The sequence below is a fragment of the Amycolatopsis vastitatis genome (assembly GCF_002234595.1).
In the GTDB taxonomy this organism is placed as follows: Bacteria; Actinomycetota; Actinomycetes; order Mycobacteriales; family Pseudonocardiaceae; genus Amycolatopsis; species Amycolatopsis vastitatis.
The window spans coordinates 116436-130798 of sequence record NZ_NMUL01000049.1 but is presented as its reverse complement, the minus strand read 5'-3'; the positions used below and the strand labels follow the sequence as shown (position 1 = coordinate 130798).

The window sequence follows — 14363 nt, the reverse complement described above, 5'->3', positions numbered from 1 at the left end:
CTCCGAAACACCAGGTGCCGTTCGCCTGCCTGCTGGAGCATCCGCCCGAGACCCGGCACCGCCCGGCCGGTCAGGGCGTCGTGGTGTCATTTCGACGGCTGATCTTGTTTAGTGCACGCGCATACGGGAATCTGTGTCGAGTGGTCGCCCCGACTCCCGGCGACGCAGAGTCGCGGAAGGACATGGATGGCTACATCTCCGGTGAACCTGGACGCGGGCGCCCGCGCCAGGTCGCGTAACGACTTCGGTGAGCTGGCTCGTCTCGTGCGGAGTGAAGGTCTGCTCGACCGTCGTCATGGTTACTACGCGGTGAAAATCAGTCTGACCCTGCTCGCACTGGTGGGCGGGTGCGTGGCGTTCGCGGTGTTGGGCGATTCGTGGTGGCAGCTGGTTACGGCGGTCTTCTTCGCGGTGATGTTCGCCCAGATCGCGTTTCTCGGCCACGACGCGGGACACAACCAGATCTTCCGCACCGGGCGCGCCAACGACCGCGCCGGCTATGCCTTCGGTGCCCTGGTCGGCATGAGCTACGGCTGGTGGATGGGCAAGCACAGCCGGCACCACGCCAACCCCAACCACGAAGGCGACGACCCCGACATCGACATCCCGCTGCTCGCCTTCACCCGGGGGCAGTCGGCCGGGAAGAGCGGTTTCGTGCGCTGGACGTCCAAGCACCAGGCGTGGTTGTTCTTCCCGTTGCTGTTCCTGGAAGGGCTGAGCCTGCACTGGGCCGGCATCCGGGCCGTGTGGCGTGGTGAGGTCGAAGCACGCCGGCTGGAGGCGGTGTCGCTGGCCGTCCACTTCGGTGCCTACCTCGCCGCGGTGTTCGTGGTGCTGTCTCCGCCGGTGGCGGTCGCGTTCATCGCCGTGCACCAAGGACTGTGGGGCGTCTACATGGGCTGCTCGTTCGCGCCGGGCCACAAGGGCATGCCGACTTTCACCGACAAGAAGCAACTCGATTTCCTGCGCAAGCAGGTGCTCACCAGCCGCAACATCCGCGGTGGCCGGTGGGTCGACTTCGCGCTCGGCGGGCTCAACTTCCAGATCGAGCACCACCTGTTTCCCGCCATGCCGCGCGCCAACCTGCGCCGCGCACAACCCCTGGTCCGCGAGTTCTGCGCCGGGCGCGGGATCGACTACGCCCAATGTGGACTGTTGAAGACGTACTACTACGTCCTGCGGCACCTGCACGACGCCAGTGAGCCACTCCGCGAGAAGAGCGCGCCTGCCCGCGGAGTAACCCGGTAGACGTAGCCGCGGGCCCGCCAGGGGCTGCCTTGAGTCCAGCAGGTCAGCATCTCCGTGTCCCGGATGCGGTGCCCGGCGGTCACCCTCGCTCGTCGGGGGTGCCCGGTGGGGAGGCGGTGCCGGTGTCGGCGCCGTTGTCGGCCTGGCGTTGGGTGCGTTCGGTCCCGTGCCAGTCCAGGCAGAGCACGGTGGCGTCGTCCTGCAGGTGGCCGTGGCAGGCGTGCGTCACCGCTCTGGTCGCGGCCCGGACCAGCTCTCTGGTGTGCAGTTCGCCGGACTGGTGGATCAGGGCGGGCAGGTCGGCGTCGGCGGCGTCGCGTTCGAACATGCCGTCGGTGAGCAGGACCAGCCGGTCGCCGGGGCGCAGGTCCAGCCGTTGCACCCGGTACCGGTACGGCCGGACGCCGAAGAGCAGGTCGGCCTCCAGCTCGACCGGCTCGACCACACCATCGCGCAGCAGCAGCGGCGCGGGATGTCCGGCGTTCACCAGTTCGACCCCTCCGGTGTGCAGGTCCACGCGCAGCAGCAGCCCGGTCGCCAGCGCCACGTCGCCGTGGTCGAGCAGGGCCTGGTTGGCGTGCCCTGCCTGTTCTGGCAGGTCGAGGCCGGCTCGGCGGGCGCCGCGCAGCGCGCCGACCAGCAGGGTCGCGGTCAGGGCCGAGGCTACGTCGTGCCCGGCGGCGTCGGTGATCGACAGGTGCAGGGTGTCGCGGTCCAGGGTGTAGTCGTAGGTGTCGCCGCCGATGTCGTCGGCGGGCACCAGGGCACCGGCGATGGTGAACTGGGCCGCCTCGCAGCAGGGTGCCGTGGGCAGCAGCTGGTGCTGGATCTCCGCGGCCAGGCTCATCGGAGTGGTGCGCCGGCCGGTGTGGTAGCGGTCGGTGAAGCGGCGGTCGGTGACGATGACGTAGGCCAGCGCGTGCGCGGCCTGCCCCAGCTGGGCCAGCACCTCCTCGTCGCAGAAGGGCACGGCCACCTCCAGGAGACCGACGCAGTCCCCGCGGTTGGTCACCGGCAGCACCACCCGCACCCCGCCGTCGTCCTGGGCCTGCGACGGCCGCTGGGTGCGCAGCACCCGCTCGTAGACGCTGTCCCGCAGATCGACCGGTTTCGGGTCGCGCCCGTCCGGATCCTGCGCGGTCGAAGTGAGGCGCACCAGGTGTTCCTCGACGAGGTCGACCAGCAGGAAGGAGACGTCAAAGGCGCCCAGCCGCTTCGCCAGGTCGCGCGCCACGACCTCGACCGATTCCACCGGCGGTGCACTCTCGGCCGCCGCCAGCACATCACCCGGTCCCAGCACCCCACCGTCCACGGCCACCTCCGACCACTCGCCCCCTCAACCACATCATCCACCCTGCGCCGTAGAGCATCACCGCGACCACCAGCGGCCCGAGCGCGGCCTGGCGGTCAGGAACCGCCACCGCCACGCCAAGGCGATCACCGCCGGATCGCGATGCCCGAACACGAGCTCATCGCGACCGTACCCAGGTGCGACTCCACGTGCGACGCGATGGCCGGGAAGATCAGCACGAAGACAACGCCGGCGCGGACTCGGCGCAGCGGCCACAGCGTCGAGGTCGCCGGCGGTCTCTCCGGCAACTCGCTGTTGTTCGGCCTGACCAGTGGGCTCGCACTCTCGACGCTGCTGGGCAACTCCTTTACCGCGGACCGTGGCGAACCCGCGTCGCCCGCCGCCGGCTCACCAGCGACGACCGGGCCCACCACAGCCACTGCCGAATCGGGCTCCACGGGATCAAGGCGCCGCCTGTGGCGGCACAGGTCACCTTGCGTCCGTCGGGCTCCGACCCGGGGCGCTTACCGGCGGCAAGGGTGTGGAACACGGAGCCGGCGTGCCGTCGAGTGAGCCGGCTCCGGAGGAACCGCACGCGGCAGTCGGGGCAGCCGCCCGGCTGCTGGCTGAACCGTGCGACTACCGAGGGTGAGAACACCCAATCGTTGGCTGAACGAGCAACCGGACTTTCGAGAGTAAACCCCAGGCCGTCATCAGGCTGTCAAAAAGATCGAACGGGGCTGGACAGGTCAGCGGCACAACCAGACTTCGATTGCCATCCGGGCCGGCCGGTTTCAAGCCGCTGGTGCACGTCACCGCGGCCGGAAACCCGATCAGGACGTCGGCCGCAACCAGTTCACGGACGAGCGGGAAGGCTGTTTTCCCGGCAGATTGCCCTGCGCGAGGTAGGTGGCCACCTTGCGCAGGACTTCGTTCTCCTGCTCCAGCAGCCGATTGCGTTTACGCAGTCGCCGCGCAGCCAGTTCGCCGGACATCCCTCAGAAATCCCGAAGTCCTTGGCCACCTACTTTGGTGACCACATCATGGTCCACGACCATCTTCCCGCCCGGTATCTGCGCGATGAAGTCATGCCGCCGTTGGACGAACTCGTGCGAGGTCATTCATCAGCGAACAGCTCGGCAAGCTGAGCGGTGAGAGCTCACCTGCCGCGGTGACCACGCTCGCCCTTCCCCCTGAAGGTTCGTTCGCGGTTGCCCGGGTATCCACACCCCGGATCTCCGGTGGCCCGCCATCGGGCGTGGCCGCGAGTTCAAACCCCAGCTCGGCCGTCGTCATCTTCTCCGCCGGGAGAATCCGGCTGGCGCGGCGGTACGACGGCCCGGTTGCCAGGCCTGCCGTGCGATTCAGCGTCCGGACAACGCCGGCCCGCCAATGCCGCCGATCCTCCCAGCGATTCGAAGGGGCTTCCCATGGCCGAAGGCGACGTGCACACCTACTTCGAAGACGGCCGGTGGAAGAACCGGATCGAGGGCGGCGTCCGCGCCTCCAACACCTCGCTGCACGTGATCCACAACTACGACGGCGGGATCGAGAGTGTGCGAAGTTTCCGGCCACGCGCGCCGAGGCCGTGATCAGTCAGTCAGGCAGCTCCCACGCAGCGGTTTCCGCAGGCGTTTCCGGCCGGGATCCGGTCGAAATCGGAGAGCGGAGGTCGCGAACGGGGAAGCCGTGGAGACCGGCGTATCGACGCAATGGTCACCGTCCTCATGCAGCGCCACGACCTCGATCCGGTCCAAGCATTCCGGATGCTGGTCGACGCCTCCCAACACAGCAACACGAAGCCGCACGAGGTCGCCGTCTGGCTCGTCGAGCACCGCCGCGACCTGTGATCACCCGGCGGCGCCGGAACCGGAGCAAGTGCCGGGGCCGGTGAGCGCCCCAGCTGTGAGCGACACACGTCACTCCCGTCGGCCGTAGGGAGGGGAACACCGCGCCGCGCCGCGCGTTGTAACGGGTGTCGGTACGGCGGAGTCCCCCGGGCCTCACCCCTTCCGCCTTCCCGGAACCCGGTTCACCCCGGAGCCGGGTCGCGCCACTCGCCGAGAGGCGACCCCCGTACCGACCCTTCGGCCACCGCTTCCGCTCGCAGGTCTCCCCCACCCTTCGCCGAGCGGAAGCGGTTTCTCCTTCCCCGCCCAAGCGCGACAACCGGAACATCGCGTAGAGGTTGGTCTTCAGACGGAACGGGCCCCTGGCGGCCCGGATCGAATCAGTGATCGTCGGCGCTGCGCTGTCGAGCGCCCGCCTTGGCCAAGCCCCGGCTGATCATGTACCCGATCGCGAGGAAGGTGATGTAGCGAAGTGCTTGTTCGGCGTTGAACGGGTCGCCGCCTGTGCTCGCGTCACCATCGACGGTCAACGCGGTGATGACAATGGCTACGACACCGGCGAGGAAGACGAAGAACTCGGTTGTCTTGAAGGCCGGTTTGGTCTCGGTCGCGGCCGGGCGGTCGGCGCCGAGTCGTCCAGCCATCCTGCCTGCCGGAGGAGGACCGCCCTGGACGGGCTGCGCTCCGGGAACGGGGCCTGCGGGGCGTGCTGCACTCGTCATGGTCGCTCTCCTCTCGAAACGGGCGTCTGTCGTCCGTTCCTACTGAACAGTAGGTACCCGTGGGTGGGAGCCATAAACTCAAGGTGAATTCTCAAGCTCCGACCAACGCGGCACACCACTTTCACCCGAGCGGGTGTCCTCCCGGCGAGTAGTTTTCACCTTCTCGGGTAAGCGCTCATCCGGCGTGCAGGCCGTCTAGTGCACAAGGGTTTTCCGCCGGGGTGGGAGATGGGATGCCAGGCGAATCGATCGACCAGGACGAGACCCTGCCGGTGCGGTCACCGGCCGGGAGCCGGGACGAACCGGAACTCGAGGAAGCGTTCGACCGGATCGTCGCCGAAGGCCGCGACCGGCTCGGCCGCCCGCTGCTGCCGCTGGCGGCCACCGGCCTGCTCGGCGGCGTCGACGTCGCCGTGGGAGTGCTGGCCTACCTGGTCGTCGAGCACGAGACCGGGCAGCCGCTGCTGGCTTCCGCCGCGTTCACCATCGGGTTCATCGCGCTGCTGCTCGCGCGCAGCGAGCTGTTCACCGAAAACTTCCTCGTCCCGGTCACCGCGCTGGCGTCCGGCAGGGGTACCTGGCTGCGGTTGCTGCGGCTGTGGCTGGTCACCCTGGTCGCGAACCTCGCCGGGGGTTTCGTGATGGCCGGCATGATCGTCGTCGCGCTGCCCGCACTTCGCGAAACCGCGGCTGCGAACGGTCTTCACTACGCCACACTGGGCATCTCCTGGCGCTCGTTGCTGCTGGCCGTGCTGGCCGGCGCGGTGATCACGCTGATGACCCGGATGCAGCACTCGACCGACGACATGGGCGTCAAGATCGTCGCCGCGGTCGCCATGTCGTTCCTGCTCGTTGCAGCACAGCTGTTCCACTCGGTGCTCGACTCGATCATCATGTTCGCCGGCCTGCTGAGCGGCTCGGCGCACTACACCTGGGGCGGTTGGGCCGTGGCTTTGGCCTGGTCGTCGCTGGGCAACATCCTGGGCGGCGTCGGCCTGGTCACCTCGATCCGGCTGCTCCGGGTGTCACACCGGGTCGAAGAGGCGCACGACGACGCCCGCGAAGAAGCCGACGATGAGGCCACCTGACCGGTTGCTCCGGTGGCTCGTCGAAGGATTCCGCGCCGGGTCGCCCCTGAGCCGCAGTGGGTACCTGCCGGTTCTGTCGAGGACGGAGACCGCGATGACACCGATCCCGGGCTGAGCGCGGAAATTCTGCCGGAACCCAGGTTCTCGCGAGCGAGTGCGGGTATGCGCGCTGGACGGTCGCCGATCCGCGCGGAGGAATCATGAGCCCGAGTCACCTTTCCCCGACCCGGGGTCCCGGCCGCGCCACTCGCGCAGCGGCTGCGACGGCCGATTCCGCCGACCAGCGGCTCCACGCCGCCGGCGGACTGCGCCGGCAGTTCAACAAGGTCTTCCCGACGCACTGGTCGTTCCTGCTCGGCGAAGTGGCGCTCTACAGCTTCATCGTGCTCTTGCTCAGCGGCGTGTACCTGACGCTGTTCTTCGACCCTTCGATGCAAGAGGTCACCTACCAAGGCGCCTACGCCGACCTGCGCGGCGTCCCGATCTCGCGGGCGTTCGCGACCACCCTCGACCTCTCCTTCGAGGTCCGCGGCGGGCTGTTCATGCGGCAGCTGCACCACTGGGCGGCGCTGATCTTCGTCGGCGCGATGATGGTGCACATGTTCCGGATCTTCTTCACCGGAGCCTTCCGCCGTCCCCGCGAAGCCAACTGGGTCATCGGCGTCTTGTTGCTGGTCCTCGGCATGTTCGAAGGGTTCTTCGGCTACTCCCTGCCCGACGACCTGCTCTCGGGCACCGGCATCCGCGCGACGCTGTCCGGCATCGTCCTGTCGGTGCCGGTGGTCGGCACGTGGATCCACTGGGCCCTCTTCGGCGGCGAGTTCCCCGGCGACGTCATCATCCCCCGCCTCTACACGATCCACATCCTCCTGCTGCCGGGGATCATGCTGGCGCTCGTCGGCGTGCACCTGGCCCTGGTCTGGTACCAGAAGCACACCCAGTTCCCCGGCGTCCGGCGCAAGGAGGCCAACGTCGTCGGCGTCCGGATCCTGCCCGTGTTCGCGCTCAAGGGCGGCGCGTTCTTCGCGCTCGTCACCGGCATCCTCGCCCTGATGTCCGGGCTGTTCCAGATCAACCCGGTGTGGAAGTTCGGCCCCTACGACCCGTCGAAGGTCTCCGCCGGCTCCCAGCCGGACTGGTACATGGGCTGGGCCGACGGCCTCCTGCGCGTCTACCCGCCGTGGGAGCTCTACCTCGGCCGGTACACCGTGCCGCCGGTGTTCTTCGCCGGCGCGATCGGGATCACGGTGCTCATCGGCGCCCTGATCGCCTACCCGTGGCTCGAACGCCGCCTTTCCGGCGACACGGCCCACCACAACCTCGTCCAGCGCCCGCGCGACGTCCCCGTCCGGACGAGCATCGGCATGATGGCGCTGGCGTTCTACGGCGTCCTGACGCTCTCGTCGTTCAACGACATCCTCGCCCTGCAGTTCGACCTCTCGCTCAACGCGACGACCTGGGCCGGGCGCATCGGGCTGCTGATCGCCCCGCCGGTCGCGTACCTGATCACCTACCGCGTTTGCCTCGCGCTTCAGCACTCCGATCACGAGGTGCTCGAGCACGGCCTCGAAACCGGCATCATCACCCGCGCGCCGTCCGGGCACTACGCGGAGATCCACCAGCCACTCGACGGCCGGGCGCTGACCTACCAGGGCGCGCCGGTGCCGAAGAAGCCCAACAAGCTCGGCGCTGCCGGGCACCCGGTGCCCGGCAGCCTGCTGCGGCCCGACCCGCCGGAAGAGACCGCCGCCCTCGAGGCAGCTGCCCGCCGCGGCGAGACGCGGCAAGGTCTCGGGGGCGAGCCCCAAGCCGGCGAGGCCAAGCCGTGACCCCGCCGGGGTCCGGCGGCACGGCGATGCCGTCCCGCTGGCAGATCGACGTCCTGGTGTACGAAGAAACCAGCTCCTACCCGGTGCTGCTATTGCAGCCCGGCCGCCACGACGACCACCTTCGGCTCTTCCGGATGCTGCGCGCGACAGGTCTGGCCGTCCCGGCCACCTGGGAGTGGGAACGCGGGCTCTGGCCGCTGGCCGCGGGCTGCCACGTGGAGTTGTCCGAGGCGCCGTCGACGGTCACGGTGCATGTCGGCGGGCACCGCCTCAGTGTCGGCCTGGGACTCACGGAACCACCACTGCCGTGGCTTTGCGCCGCGTGCCGCCAGCAGCAAGTGCTCTTCGTGTTGCTGCCACCCCACCCGTGCACGAACGCTGATGCTCTGATCATCGAGGACGTCGGCCGGCTGGGCAGCTCGGCGCAGCGGCACGGCTGCCTGGCCGGCGCCATTCCCCTCGCTGCTCCGTGACCGTCAGGCGGTTCGCAGCCGGCGACCGGGTGGCCGGCCGGACCCGTCCGCCACGGTGGGCCACGCCGCCGCAGGGGACCCGGGTGCCGACCGCGAGCCAGCTGCACAGTCCGCGCTCCGCCAGCCACAGCGGGGCCCGCAAGGCGCTGTCGGCCGGGAACACAGCGGCACCTCCGTCACGGCGCCGTCCGGGTTCGGCCAGCAGCACTGCCGCGGCGATCGTCCCCCGGCGCGGCGCGCCGCCGGGTCCAAGGTCCGGACGATGGCCGGCTCGGCGACGAGCCGCCCCGGTGGGGCGAGGCTGTCGCACCCGCTGGGACAAGAACGTGCGGTCATCCGGCGGAAGGCGACGCACGATCGGTGACCGCAGGTACCGCACACGGTCGCTCGGTCGCCATCGTCATAATGCGGGATACCCGGCGACCCAGGTCACCCGTTGTCAGCAAAGGATAAAATCGTGTCCACTGTGGATCGCACACGAAGGGACGTCGGCAGCTTCGGGACCGACCGCCGACGTCCCTGGTGACGAGGCACTGCGTGGTGGCTAGCCGAGCCCGGGCCCGCGGGCGGCCCGCGACTTCGCGCCCGCGCGGGCGGCTGCCACGGCTTTCAGTGGCTGCCGGCGAGTTCTCCGGAGAGCTTGCCGTGCCGGCGCGCGCTGTCGGCGTCGAGCCCGACGATCTCCACGGTCTTGCCGCGGCCGGCGTACTTGGCGGTGACCGCGTCGAGGGCGGCGACGGTGGAGGCGTCCCAGATGTGGGCGCCGGTGAGGTCGATGATCACCGTGTCCGGGTCGTTCGCGTAGTCGAACTGGGAGACGAGTTCGTTGCTGGAGGCGAAGAACAGCTCACCGGTCACCGCGTAGACGACCTGGGTGCCATCCGGGTCGGTCGCGGCGGTCACCTCGACCAGCCGGGCCACCCGGCGGGCGAAGATGACCATCGCCGTGATGCTGCCGACGACCACACCGATGGCGAGGTTGCTGGTGGCTACCACGATCGCGACGGTGACGACCATGACGGTGATCTCGCCGGCGGGCATCCGCTTGAGCGTCGGCGGCGCGACGCTGTGCCAGTCGAACGTCCCGAACGCGACCAGGACCATCACCGCCACCAGCGCGGCCATCGGGATGTCGGAGACGACCGGGCCGAACACGAGACAAAGGATCATCAGGAAAGTTCCGGCGAGGAACGTCGAGAGCCGGGTGCGGGCGCCCGCGGTTCGGACGTTGATCATCGTCTGGCCGATCATCGCGCAGCCGCCCATGCCGCCGAAGATTCCGGTGACGACGTTGGCGATGCCCTGGCCGATCGCTTCGCGGGTCTTGTTCGACGGGGTGTCGGTGATGTCGTCGACCAGCTTGGCGGTCATCAGCGATTCCATCAGCCCGACGAGAGCGAACGCGAGCGCGTACGGGGCGATCAGCTTCAAGGTGTCAAGGGTGAACGGCACGTCCGGGACACCGGGCACCGGCAGCGACGAGGGCAGCGCGCCCTTGTCGCCCACGGTCGGCACCGCGATGCCCGCGGCGATCGTCAGCGCGGTGAGCGCCACGATGGCCACCAGCGGTGCCGGGATCACCTTGGTGAGCTTGGGGAACAGCACCATGACGACGAGCCCGGCGGCGAAGAGCGGGTAGACCGGCCACGGCACGTCGATCAGCTCGGGCACCTGCGCCAGGAAGATCAGGATGGCGAGGGCGTTGACGAAGCCGACCATGACGCTGCGGGGAACGAACCGCATCAGCTTCGCGACGCCGAGGGAGCCGAGGACGATCTGGATCAGCCCACCGAGGATGACGGTGGCGACGAGGTAGCCGAGGCCGTGCTCGCGAGCGAGCGGCGCGACGACGAGCGCGATCGCACCGGTGGCGGCGGAGATCATCGCCGCACGGCCGCCGACGATCGAGATGACCACGGCCATCGTGAACGAGGCGCCCAGGCCGATGCGCGGGTCGACCCCGGCGATGATCGAGAACGAGATCGCCTCAGGGATCAACGCCAGGGCCACGACCAGGCCGCCGAGGATCTCGGTTCGGGCGACCTTCGGCGAGAGCCACGACGGTCGCCGGCGCAGCAACGCGGGCAGGGACGCAACAACTGAAGACACGGAGAAAGACCTGACTTGCTCGGGCGCCGCGCGGGCGCGAGGATCACCACGTCGCCGACGACGCGGTCGAACGACAGGACAGTGCGAGACGAGCGAGTGCCCGCCCCGATGAAGAAACGGCTGGTCCGGCGAGGGGTTAGCTCGGCTTGATCACGGCACCTGCGGGGGTGGGGACGGGATGCTCCTCGGCTCGATGACGGAGTCGGGGGCAGCGATGACCCTGGCGGACCGGTGACGCGAGGCCTCCGTCGTCGGCAACTCTCACGTGACGTTAGATGAGGGTCCGGCTCGTGACGGTGGCTCCCGCGTCGATTGAGTGCGGGATCACTTTCCCCGGCCGGCGCCGCCGTCATGAGCAGGGCTCACCTTACACTACCCTCACGTAAGGGTATATTACGACGTTGCGAGGATGCGTGACTGCAGGACGAACGACGCACAACCGGACCGGCGACGTCTCCGGAGAGGCGCGACGACGGCGAACGTTCGCGGTCATCAGCCACCCGGACGCGGGCAAGTCCACGCTGACCGAGGCACTCGCCGTGCACGCGAAGGTGATCGCCGCGGCCGGCGCGGTGCACGGCAAGGCCGGCCGGCACGGCGTGACCTCGGACTGGATGGAGATGGAGCGCGCCCGCGGGATCTCCATCACTTCGGCCGCGCTGCAGTTCGCCTACGGCGACACGGTGATCAACCTGGTCGACACCCCGGGGCACGCCGACTTCTCCGAGGACACCTACCGGGTGCTCTCGGCGGTCGACTCCGCGGTCATGCTGCTGGACGCCGCCAAGGGCCTCGAACCGCAGACCCTCAAGCTGTTCGACGTCTGCCGTTACCGCGGGATCCCGGTCGTCACGTTCGTCAACAAGTGGGACCGGCCCGGCCGCGACGCTCTCGCGCTGTGCGACGAGCTGGCCGAGCGGATCGGCCTCGCGGCGATGCCGGTGACGTGGCCGGTCGGCCCGGCCGGCCACCTCCGAGGTGTGCTGGACGTCGACCGCGGCGACCTCATCCGGTACTCCCCCTCGGCGGGCGGTGACGCCGCACCGGAGCTGCGCGTGGACCAGGCACAGGCGGAAGGCGAACTCGGCCGCGAGTGGATCCGGGCCCGTGAGGAGCTGGACCTGCTGCAGGCCAGCGGCGGCGAGTTCGACGTCGCCCGCTTCACCGCCGCCACCGCGACCCCGGTGCTCTTCGGTGCCGCGGTCCGCGGCTTCGGCGTGCGCCGGCTGCTCGACCTGCTCGTCGACGTGGCCCCGGGGCCCGCGCCGCGCCGGGACGTCGAGGACCGCGTCCGCCCGCTGGACGCGCCGTTCTCGGCGTTCGTGTTCAAGGTGCAGACCGGGATGGACCCGGCGCACCGCGACCAGGTGGCGTTCGCCCGCGTCTGCTCCGGGGTGTTCGAACGCGGGATGGTCGTCACGAATGCCACCACCCGCCGGCCGTTCGCGACCAAGTACGCCCAGCAGATCTTCGGCCAGGAACGTTCCACAGTGGACACCGCCTATCCGGGAGACGTCGTGGGCCTGGTCAACGCCACCGCGCTGCGCGTGGGCGACACCCTCTACACCGACAAGCCCCCGGTGCGGTTCCCCGGTCTGCCCAGCTTCGCGCCGGCGCACTTCGCCGTCGCGCGGCCGGCCGATCTCAGCCGCGCGAAGCAGTTCCGCAAGGGCGTGGAACAGCTCGGCGCCGAAGGGGTCGTGCAGGTGCTGCGCTCGGACCGCCGCGGCGGCGCCGCACCCGTCCTGGCCGCGGTCGGGCCGATGCAGTTCGAGGTGGCCGCGCACCGGATGGAGCACGAGTTCACCTCGCCGGTCCGGTTGGAGCACCTGTCCTACCGGGCCGTGCGGCGGCTCGCCGATCCGGCGCAGCGTCCGCTCGTCGACGCCGGCCGGCGCAGCGAGGTCCTCACCCGGCTCGACGGCACCGACCTGGCCCTGTTCGGCGAAGAGATGGATGTCCGGCTGCTGCAACGCGCCCACCCCGAACTGGTGCTGGAGCCATTGCTCGCCGAAGGCGGCTGACGTCCGCCGGGCGTCAGCGTGCGGGGTGCCCCGCGCCCGCGGCGCGGGAAGTGCGCAGCAGTGCGGCGAATTCTTCCGCGATGGCCAGCTTCGCGCGCAGGTCGGCGCAGGCCTTTTCGGCGGTCTCGCTGAACTGCTCGAGCCTGGCCTGGGGGTTGTCGATGCGCGGGCCGCCGGGGACCGGGTCGAGGATGGCGAGCAGGTCCCGCATCTCCTCCAGCTGGAACCCCAACGGCTTCATCCGCTTGATCAGCAGCAAACGGTCGACGTCCGGCTCGGCGTAGAGCCGGAACCCGCCCTGGCTGCGAGCGCTCGGCACCACCAGGCCGACTTCCTCGTAGTAGCGGATCGTGCGCAGCGACAGCCCGGCACGCTCGGCCACCTCGCCGATCTGCATCTGCTCGCCCACACCGGGTCCTTTCCTCCGCTTGCCCGTCAACGGTAACGCACCCCGCACCACCGGAGACCGGCATCACAGCCAACACTACCCTCACGTAAGGGTATGCCTGGACGGGCGGCGGCGGTGTCGGTGTTCGTCGCCCCGCTGATCCGCGACCTCGCCATTCCGCGCGCCCCCGTCTCCGGCGCCTACCTGATCGGTTCGCTGACGGGGCGTTCGTCATGCCGTTCCTGGGCGCGCTCGGCCTCGTCGCCACCACCACTGTGGCGCTCCACGTGCACCGCCGCCGCGGGAGCGCCATCGGTGTGACGTCGGCGATCGGCACCTCCGGGATCTCGCGATGACCCGCGCTGCCCTGGCCGTCACCGTCGCGGGAGCGCCGACGCGAACCCCGCCTCCGACACCGCCGACATCCGCACGCCCAGGAGGATGAGCAAGACCATCCCAGCCAGGGCGCCGGTGGAGTCGTGGGTGGCCGACGGGCTGACGGCGACTGTGGCGTCAGGCGTCAATCTTGTACAGGTTGGTCTGGCCGTTCGACGCGGCCAGGCCACCGTCCACGGGAATGTGCACTCCGTTGAGATATCCGGCGTCAGCACTGGCAAGGAACGCGACGACGGCAGCGACCTCGGCCGGCTCCCCTGGGCGGCCCATGGGCACCCGATCCACGAAACGTTCGCGCAGTGACGTTCCCTCGGCAAGCGCGTCGCGGATGAACTGGCTGCTGAGCGTCACGCCCGGGTGGACGGCATTGACCCGAATCTCCCGGCCATGGTCCAGCGCCATCGCGTTGGTCAGGTTCACCAACGCACCCTTGGTCGCGTTGTAGGCGGCCTGATACCAGTCACCGCCGAGCCCGCCGACGGAGCCGATGTTGACGATGCACCCACGTGTCACCCGCAGGTGGGGCAGCGCGGCCCGCGAGGCGAAGAAGACGCCGTCGACGTTGGTGCTCATCATGGTCCGGTAGCTGTTCAGGTCGATCTGGTCGACGGTGCCGGGAATCGCCACGCCCGCGTTGTTGACCAACACGTCCAGGCGTCCGAACCGCTCGGCCACACCGTCCATCACCGCGGTGATGGCGGCCAGGTCCGAGACGTCTCCGACCCAGGGATACATGTCCGCACCGGCCGGACCGTCCTGGACGGTCTGCTTCAGCGTCGACTCGGTGCGGCCCACGAGGACCACGGTGTACCCGTCGGCGGCGAACCGGTGCGCGATCGCGGCCCCGAGGCCCGCACCGGCACCCGTGACGACGGCCACCCGGCTGGAGTTCTCTTCGTTCACGAGCAGGAAGCCTAGGAAGATCAGCACAGCACGCACTTGAAC

14 protein-coding genes and 1 pseudogene are annotated in these 14363 nt (G+C 69.5%); 8 read left to right on the top strand and 7 right to left on the bottom strand.

Translation table 11 applies throughout. The annotated features are described in order from the left end of the window. Nucleotides 1-186: 186 nt before the first annotated feature. The gene (locus tag CF165_RS39725; RefSeq protein ID WP_093952739.1) at nucleotides 187-1248 is read left to right on the top strand and encodes a fatty acid desaturase family protein; all 1062 of its coding nucleotides are present in this window, start codon (nucleotides 187-189) and stop codon (nucleotides 1246-1248) included. A 79-nt stretch (nucleotides 1249-1327) separates the two neighbouring features. Here CF165_RS39725 and CF165_RS39720 read toward each other — a convergent pair whose 3' ends face one another. From CF165_RS39720 to CF165_RS51415, 3 genes and pseudogenes are all read right to left on the bottom strand, one after another. Continuing rightward, nucleotides 1328-2560, bottom strand: coding sequence for a PP2C family protein-serine/threonine phosphatase (locus CF165_RS39720; RefSeq protein WP_093952762.1), 1233 nt, complete (start codon nucleotides 2558-2560; stop codon nucleotides 1328-1330). A 125-nt stretch (nucleotides 2561-2685) separates the two neighbouring features. Beyond that, nucleotides 2686-2847, bottom strand: coding sequence for a hypothetical protein (locus CF165_RS51420; protein ID WP_158226896.1), 162 nt, complete (start codon nucleotides 2845-2847; stop codon nucleotides 2686-2688). 499 nt (nucleotides 2848-3346) lie between these two features. Further along, a pseudogene (locus CF165_RS51415) lies at nucleotides 3347-3513 on the bottom strand (IS3 family transposase); the annotation flags it as partial. A gap of 456 nt (nucleotides 3514-3969) precedes the next feature. On the opposite strand from CF165_RS51415, the gene CF165_RS51880 reads away from it, so the two are divergent. Both CF165_RS51880 and CF165_RS39710 read left to right on the top strand, forming a co-directional pair. Beyond that, nucleotides 3970-4131 (top strand): hypothetical protein, encoded by a 162-nt coding sequence (locus CF165_RS51880; RefSeq protein ID WP_167441715.1) that lies wholly within the window; start codon nucleotides 3970-3972, stop codon nucleotides 4129-4131. 120 nt (nucleotides 4132-4251) lie between these two features. Beyond that, nucleotides 4252-4389: an ANTAR domain-containing protein gene (locus CF165_RS39710; RefSeq protein ID WP_093952737.1), complete on the top strand. Its 138-nt coding sequence runs from the start codon at nucleotides 4252-4254 to the stop codon at nucleotides 4387-4389. 380 nt (nucleotides 4390-4769) lie between these two features. Here the strand turns inward: CF165_RS39710 and CF165_RS39705 are convergent, their stop codons facing one another. Next, the gene (locus CF165_RS39705; RefSeq protein ID WP_205661101.1) at nucleotides 4770-5033 is read right to left on the bottom strand and encodes a hypothetical protein; all 264 of its coding nucleotides are present in this window, start codon (nucleotides 5031-5033) and stop codon (nucleotides 4770-4772) included. Between the two features lie 311 nt (nucleotides 5034-5344). Between CF165_RS39705 and CF165_RS39700 the strand changes: the two genes are divergently transcribed. The 3 genes from CF165_RS39700 (at nucleotide 5345) to CF165_RS39690 (ending at nucleotide 8501) form a co-directional block, all read left to right on the top strand. After that, a complete protein-coding gene (locus tag CF165_RS39700) occupies nucleotides 5345-6199 on the top strand; it encodes a formate/nitrite transporter family protein (protein WP_093952735.1) in 855 nt (284 codons plus the stop codon). Between the two features lie 200 nt (nucleotides 6200-6399). After that, nucleotides 6400-8028 (top strand): cytochrome bc1 complex cytochrome b subunit, encoded by a 1629-nt coding sequence (gene qcrB / locus CF165_RS39695; RefSeq protein ID WP_093952734.1) that lies wholly within the window; start codon nucleotides 6400-6402, stop codon nucleotides 8026-8028. Continuing rightward, on the top strand, nucleotides 8025-8501 hold the full coding sequence (locus tag CF165_RS39690; protein WP_093952733.1) for a hypothetical protein: 477 nt from the start codon (nucleotides 8025-8027) through the stop codon (nucleotides 8499-8501). Before qcrB ends, CF165_RS39690 begins: the two co-directional genes overlap by 4 nt. Nucleotides 8502-9110: 609 nt before the next feature. Here the strand turns inward: CF165_RS39690 and CF165_RS39685 are convergent. Further along, nucleotides 9111-10610 (bottom strand): SulP family inorganic anion transporter, encoded by a 1500-nt coding sequence (locus CF165_RS39685; protein WP_167441714.1) that lies wholly within the window; start codon nucleotides 10608-10610, stop codon nucleotides 9111-9113. A 413-nt stretch (nucleotides 10611-11023) separates the two neighbouring features. Here CF165_RS39685 and CF165_RS39680 point away from each other — a divergent pair, with 413 nt between their 5' ends. Next, entirely contained in the window at nucleotides 11024-12634 is a 1611-nt protein-coding gene (locus tag CF165_RS39680) for a peptide chain release factor 3 (RefSeq protein WP_093952732.1), read from the top strand. 13 nt (nucleotides 12635-12647) lie between these two features. Here CF165_RS39680 and CF165_RS39675 read toward each other — a convergent pair whose 3' ends face one another. Next, a complete protein-coding gene (locus CF165_RS39675) occupies nucleotides 12648-13043 on the bottom strand; it encodes a MerR family transcriptional regulator (RefSeq protein WP_276209757.1) in 396 nt (131 codons plus the stop codon). Between the two features lie 212 nt (nucleotides 13044-13255). Between CF165_RS39675 and CF165_RS53535 the strand changes: the two genes are divergently transcribed. Then, nucleotides 13256-13378 carry a hypothetical protein gene (locus tag CF165_RS53535; protein WP_276209756.1) on the top strand — a complete coding sequence of 41 codons (123 nt, stop codon included), beginning with the start codon at nucleotides 13256-13258 and terminating at the stop codon, nucleotides 13376-13378. 157 nt (nucleotides 13379-13535) lie between these two features. On the opposite strand, the gene budC is transcribed toward CF165_RS53535, so the two are convergent. Then, nucleotides 13536-14321 (bottom strand): meso-2,3-butanediol dehydrogenase, encoded by a 786-nt coding sequence (gene budC, locus CF165_RS39670; protein WP_205661100.1) that lies wholly within the window; start codon nucleotides 14319-14321, stop codon nucleotides 13536-13538. Nucleotides 14322-14363 lie beyond the last annotated feature (42 nt).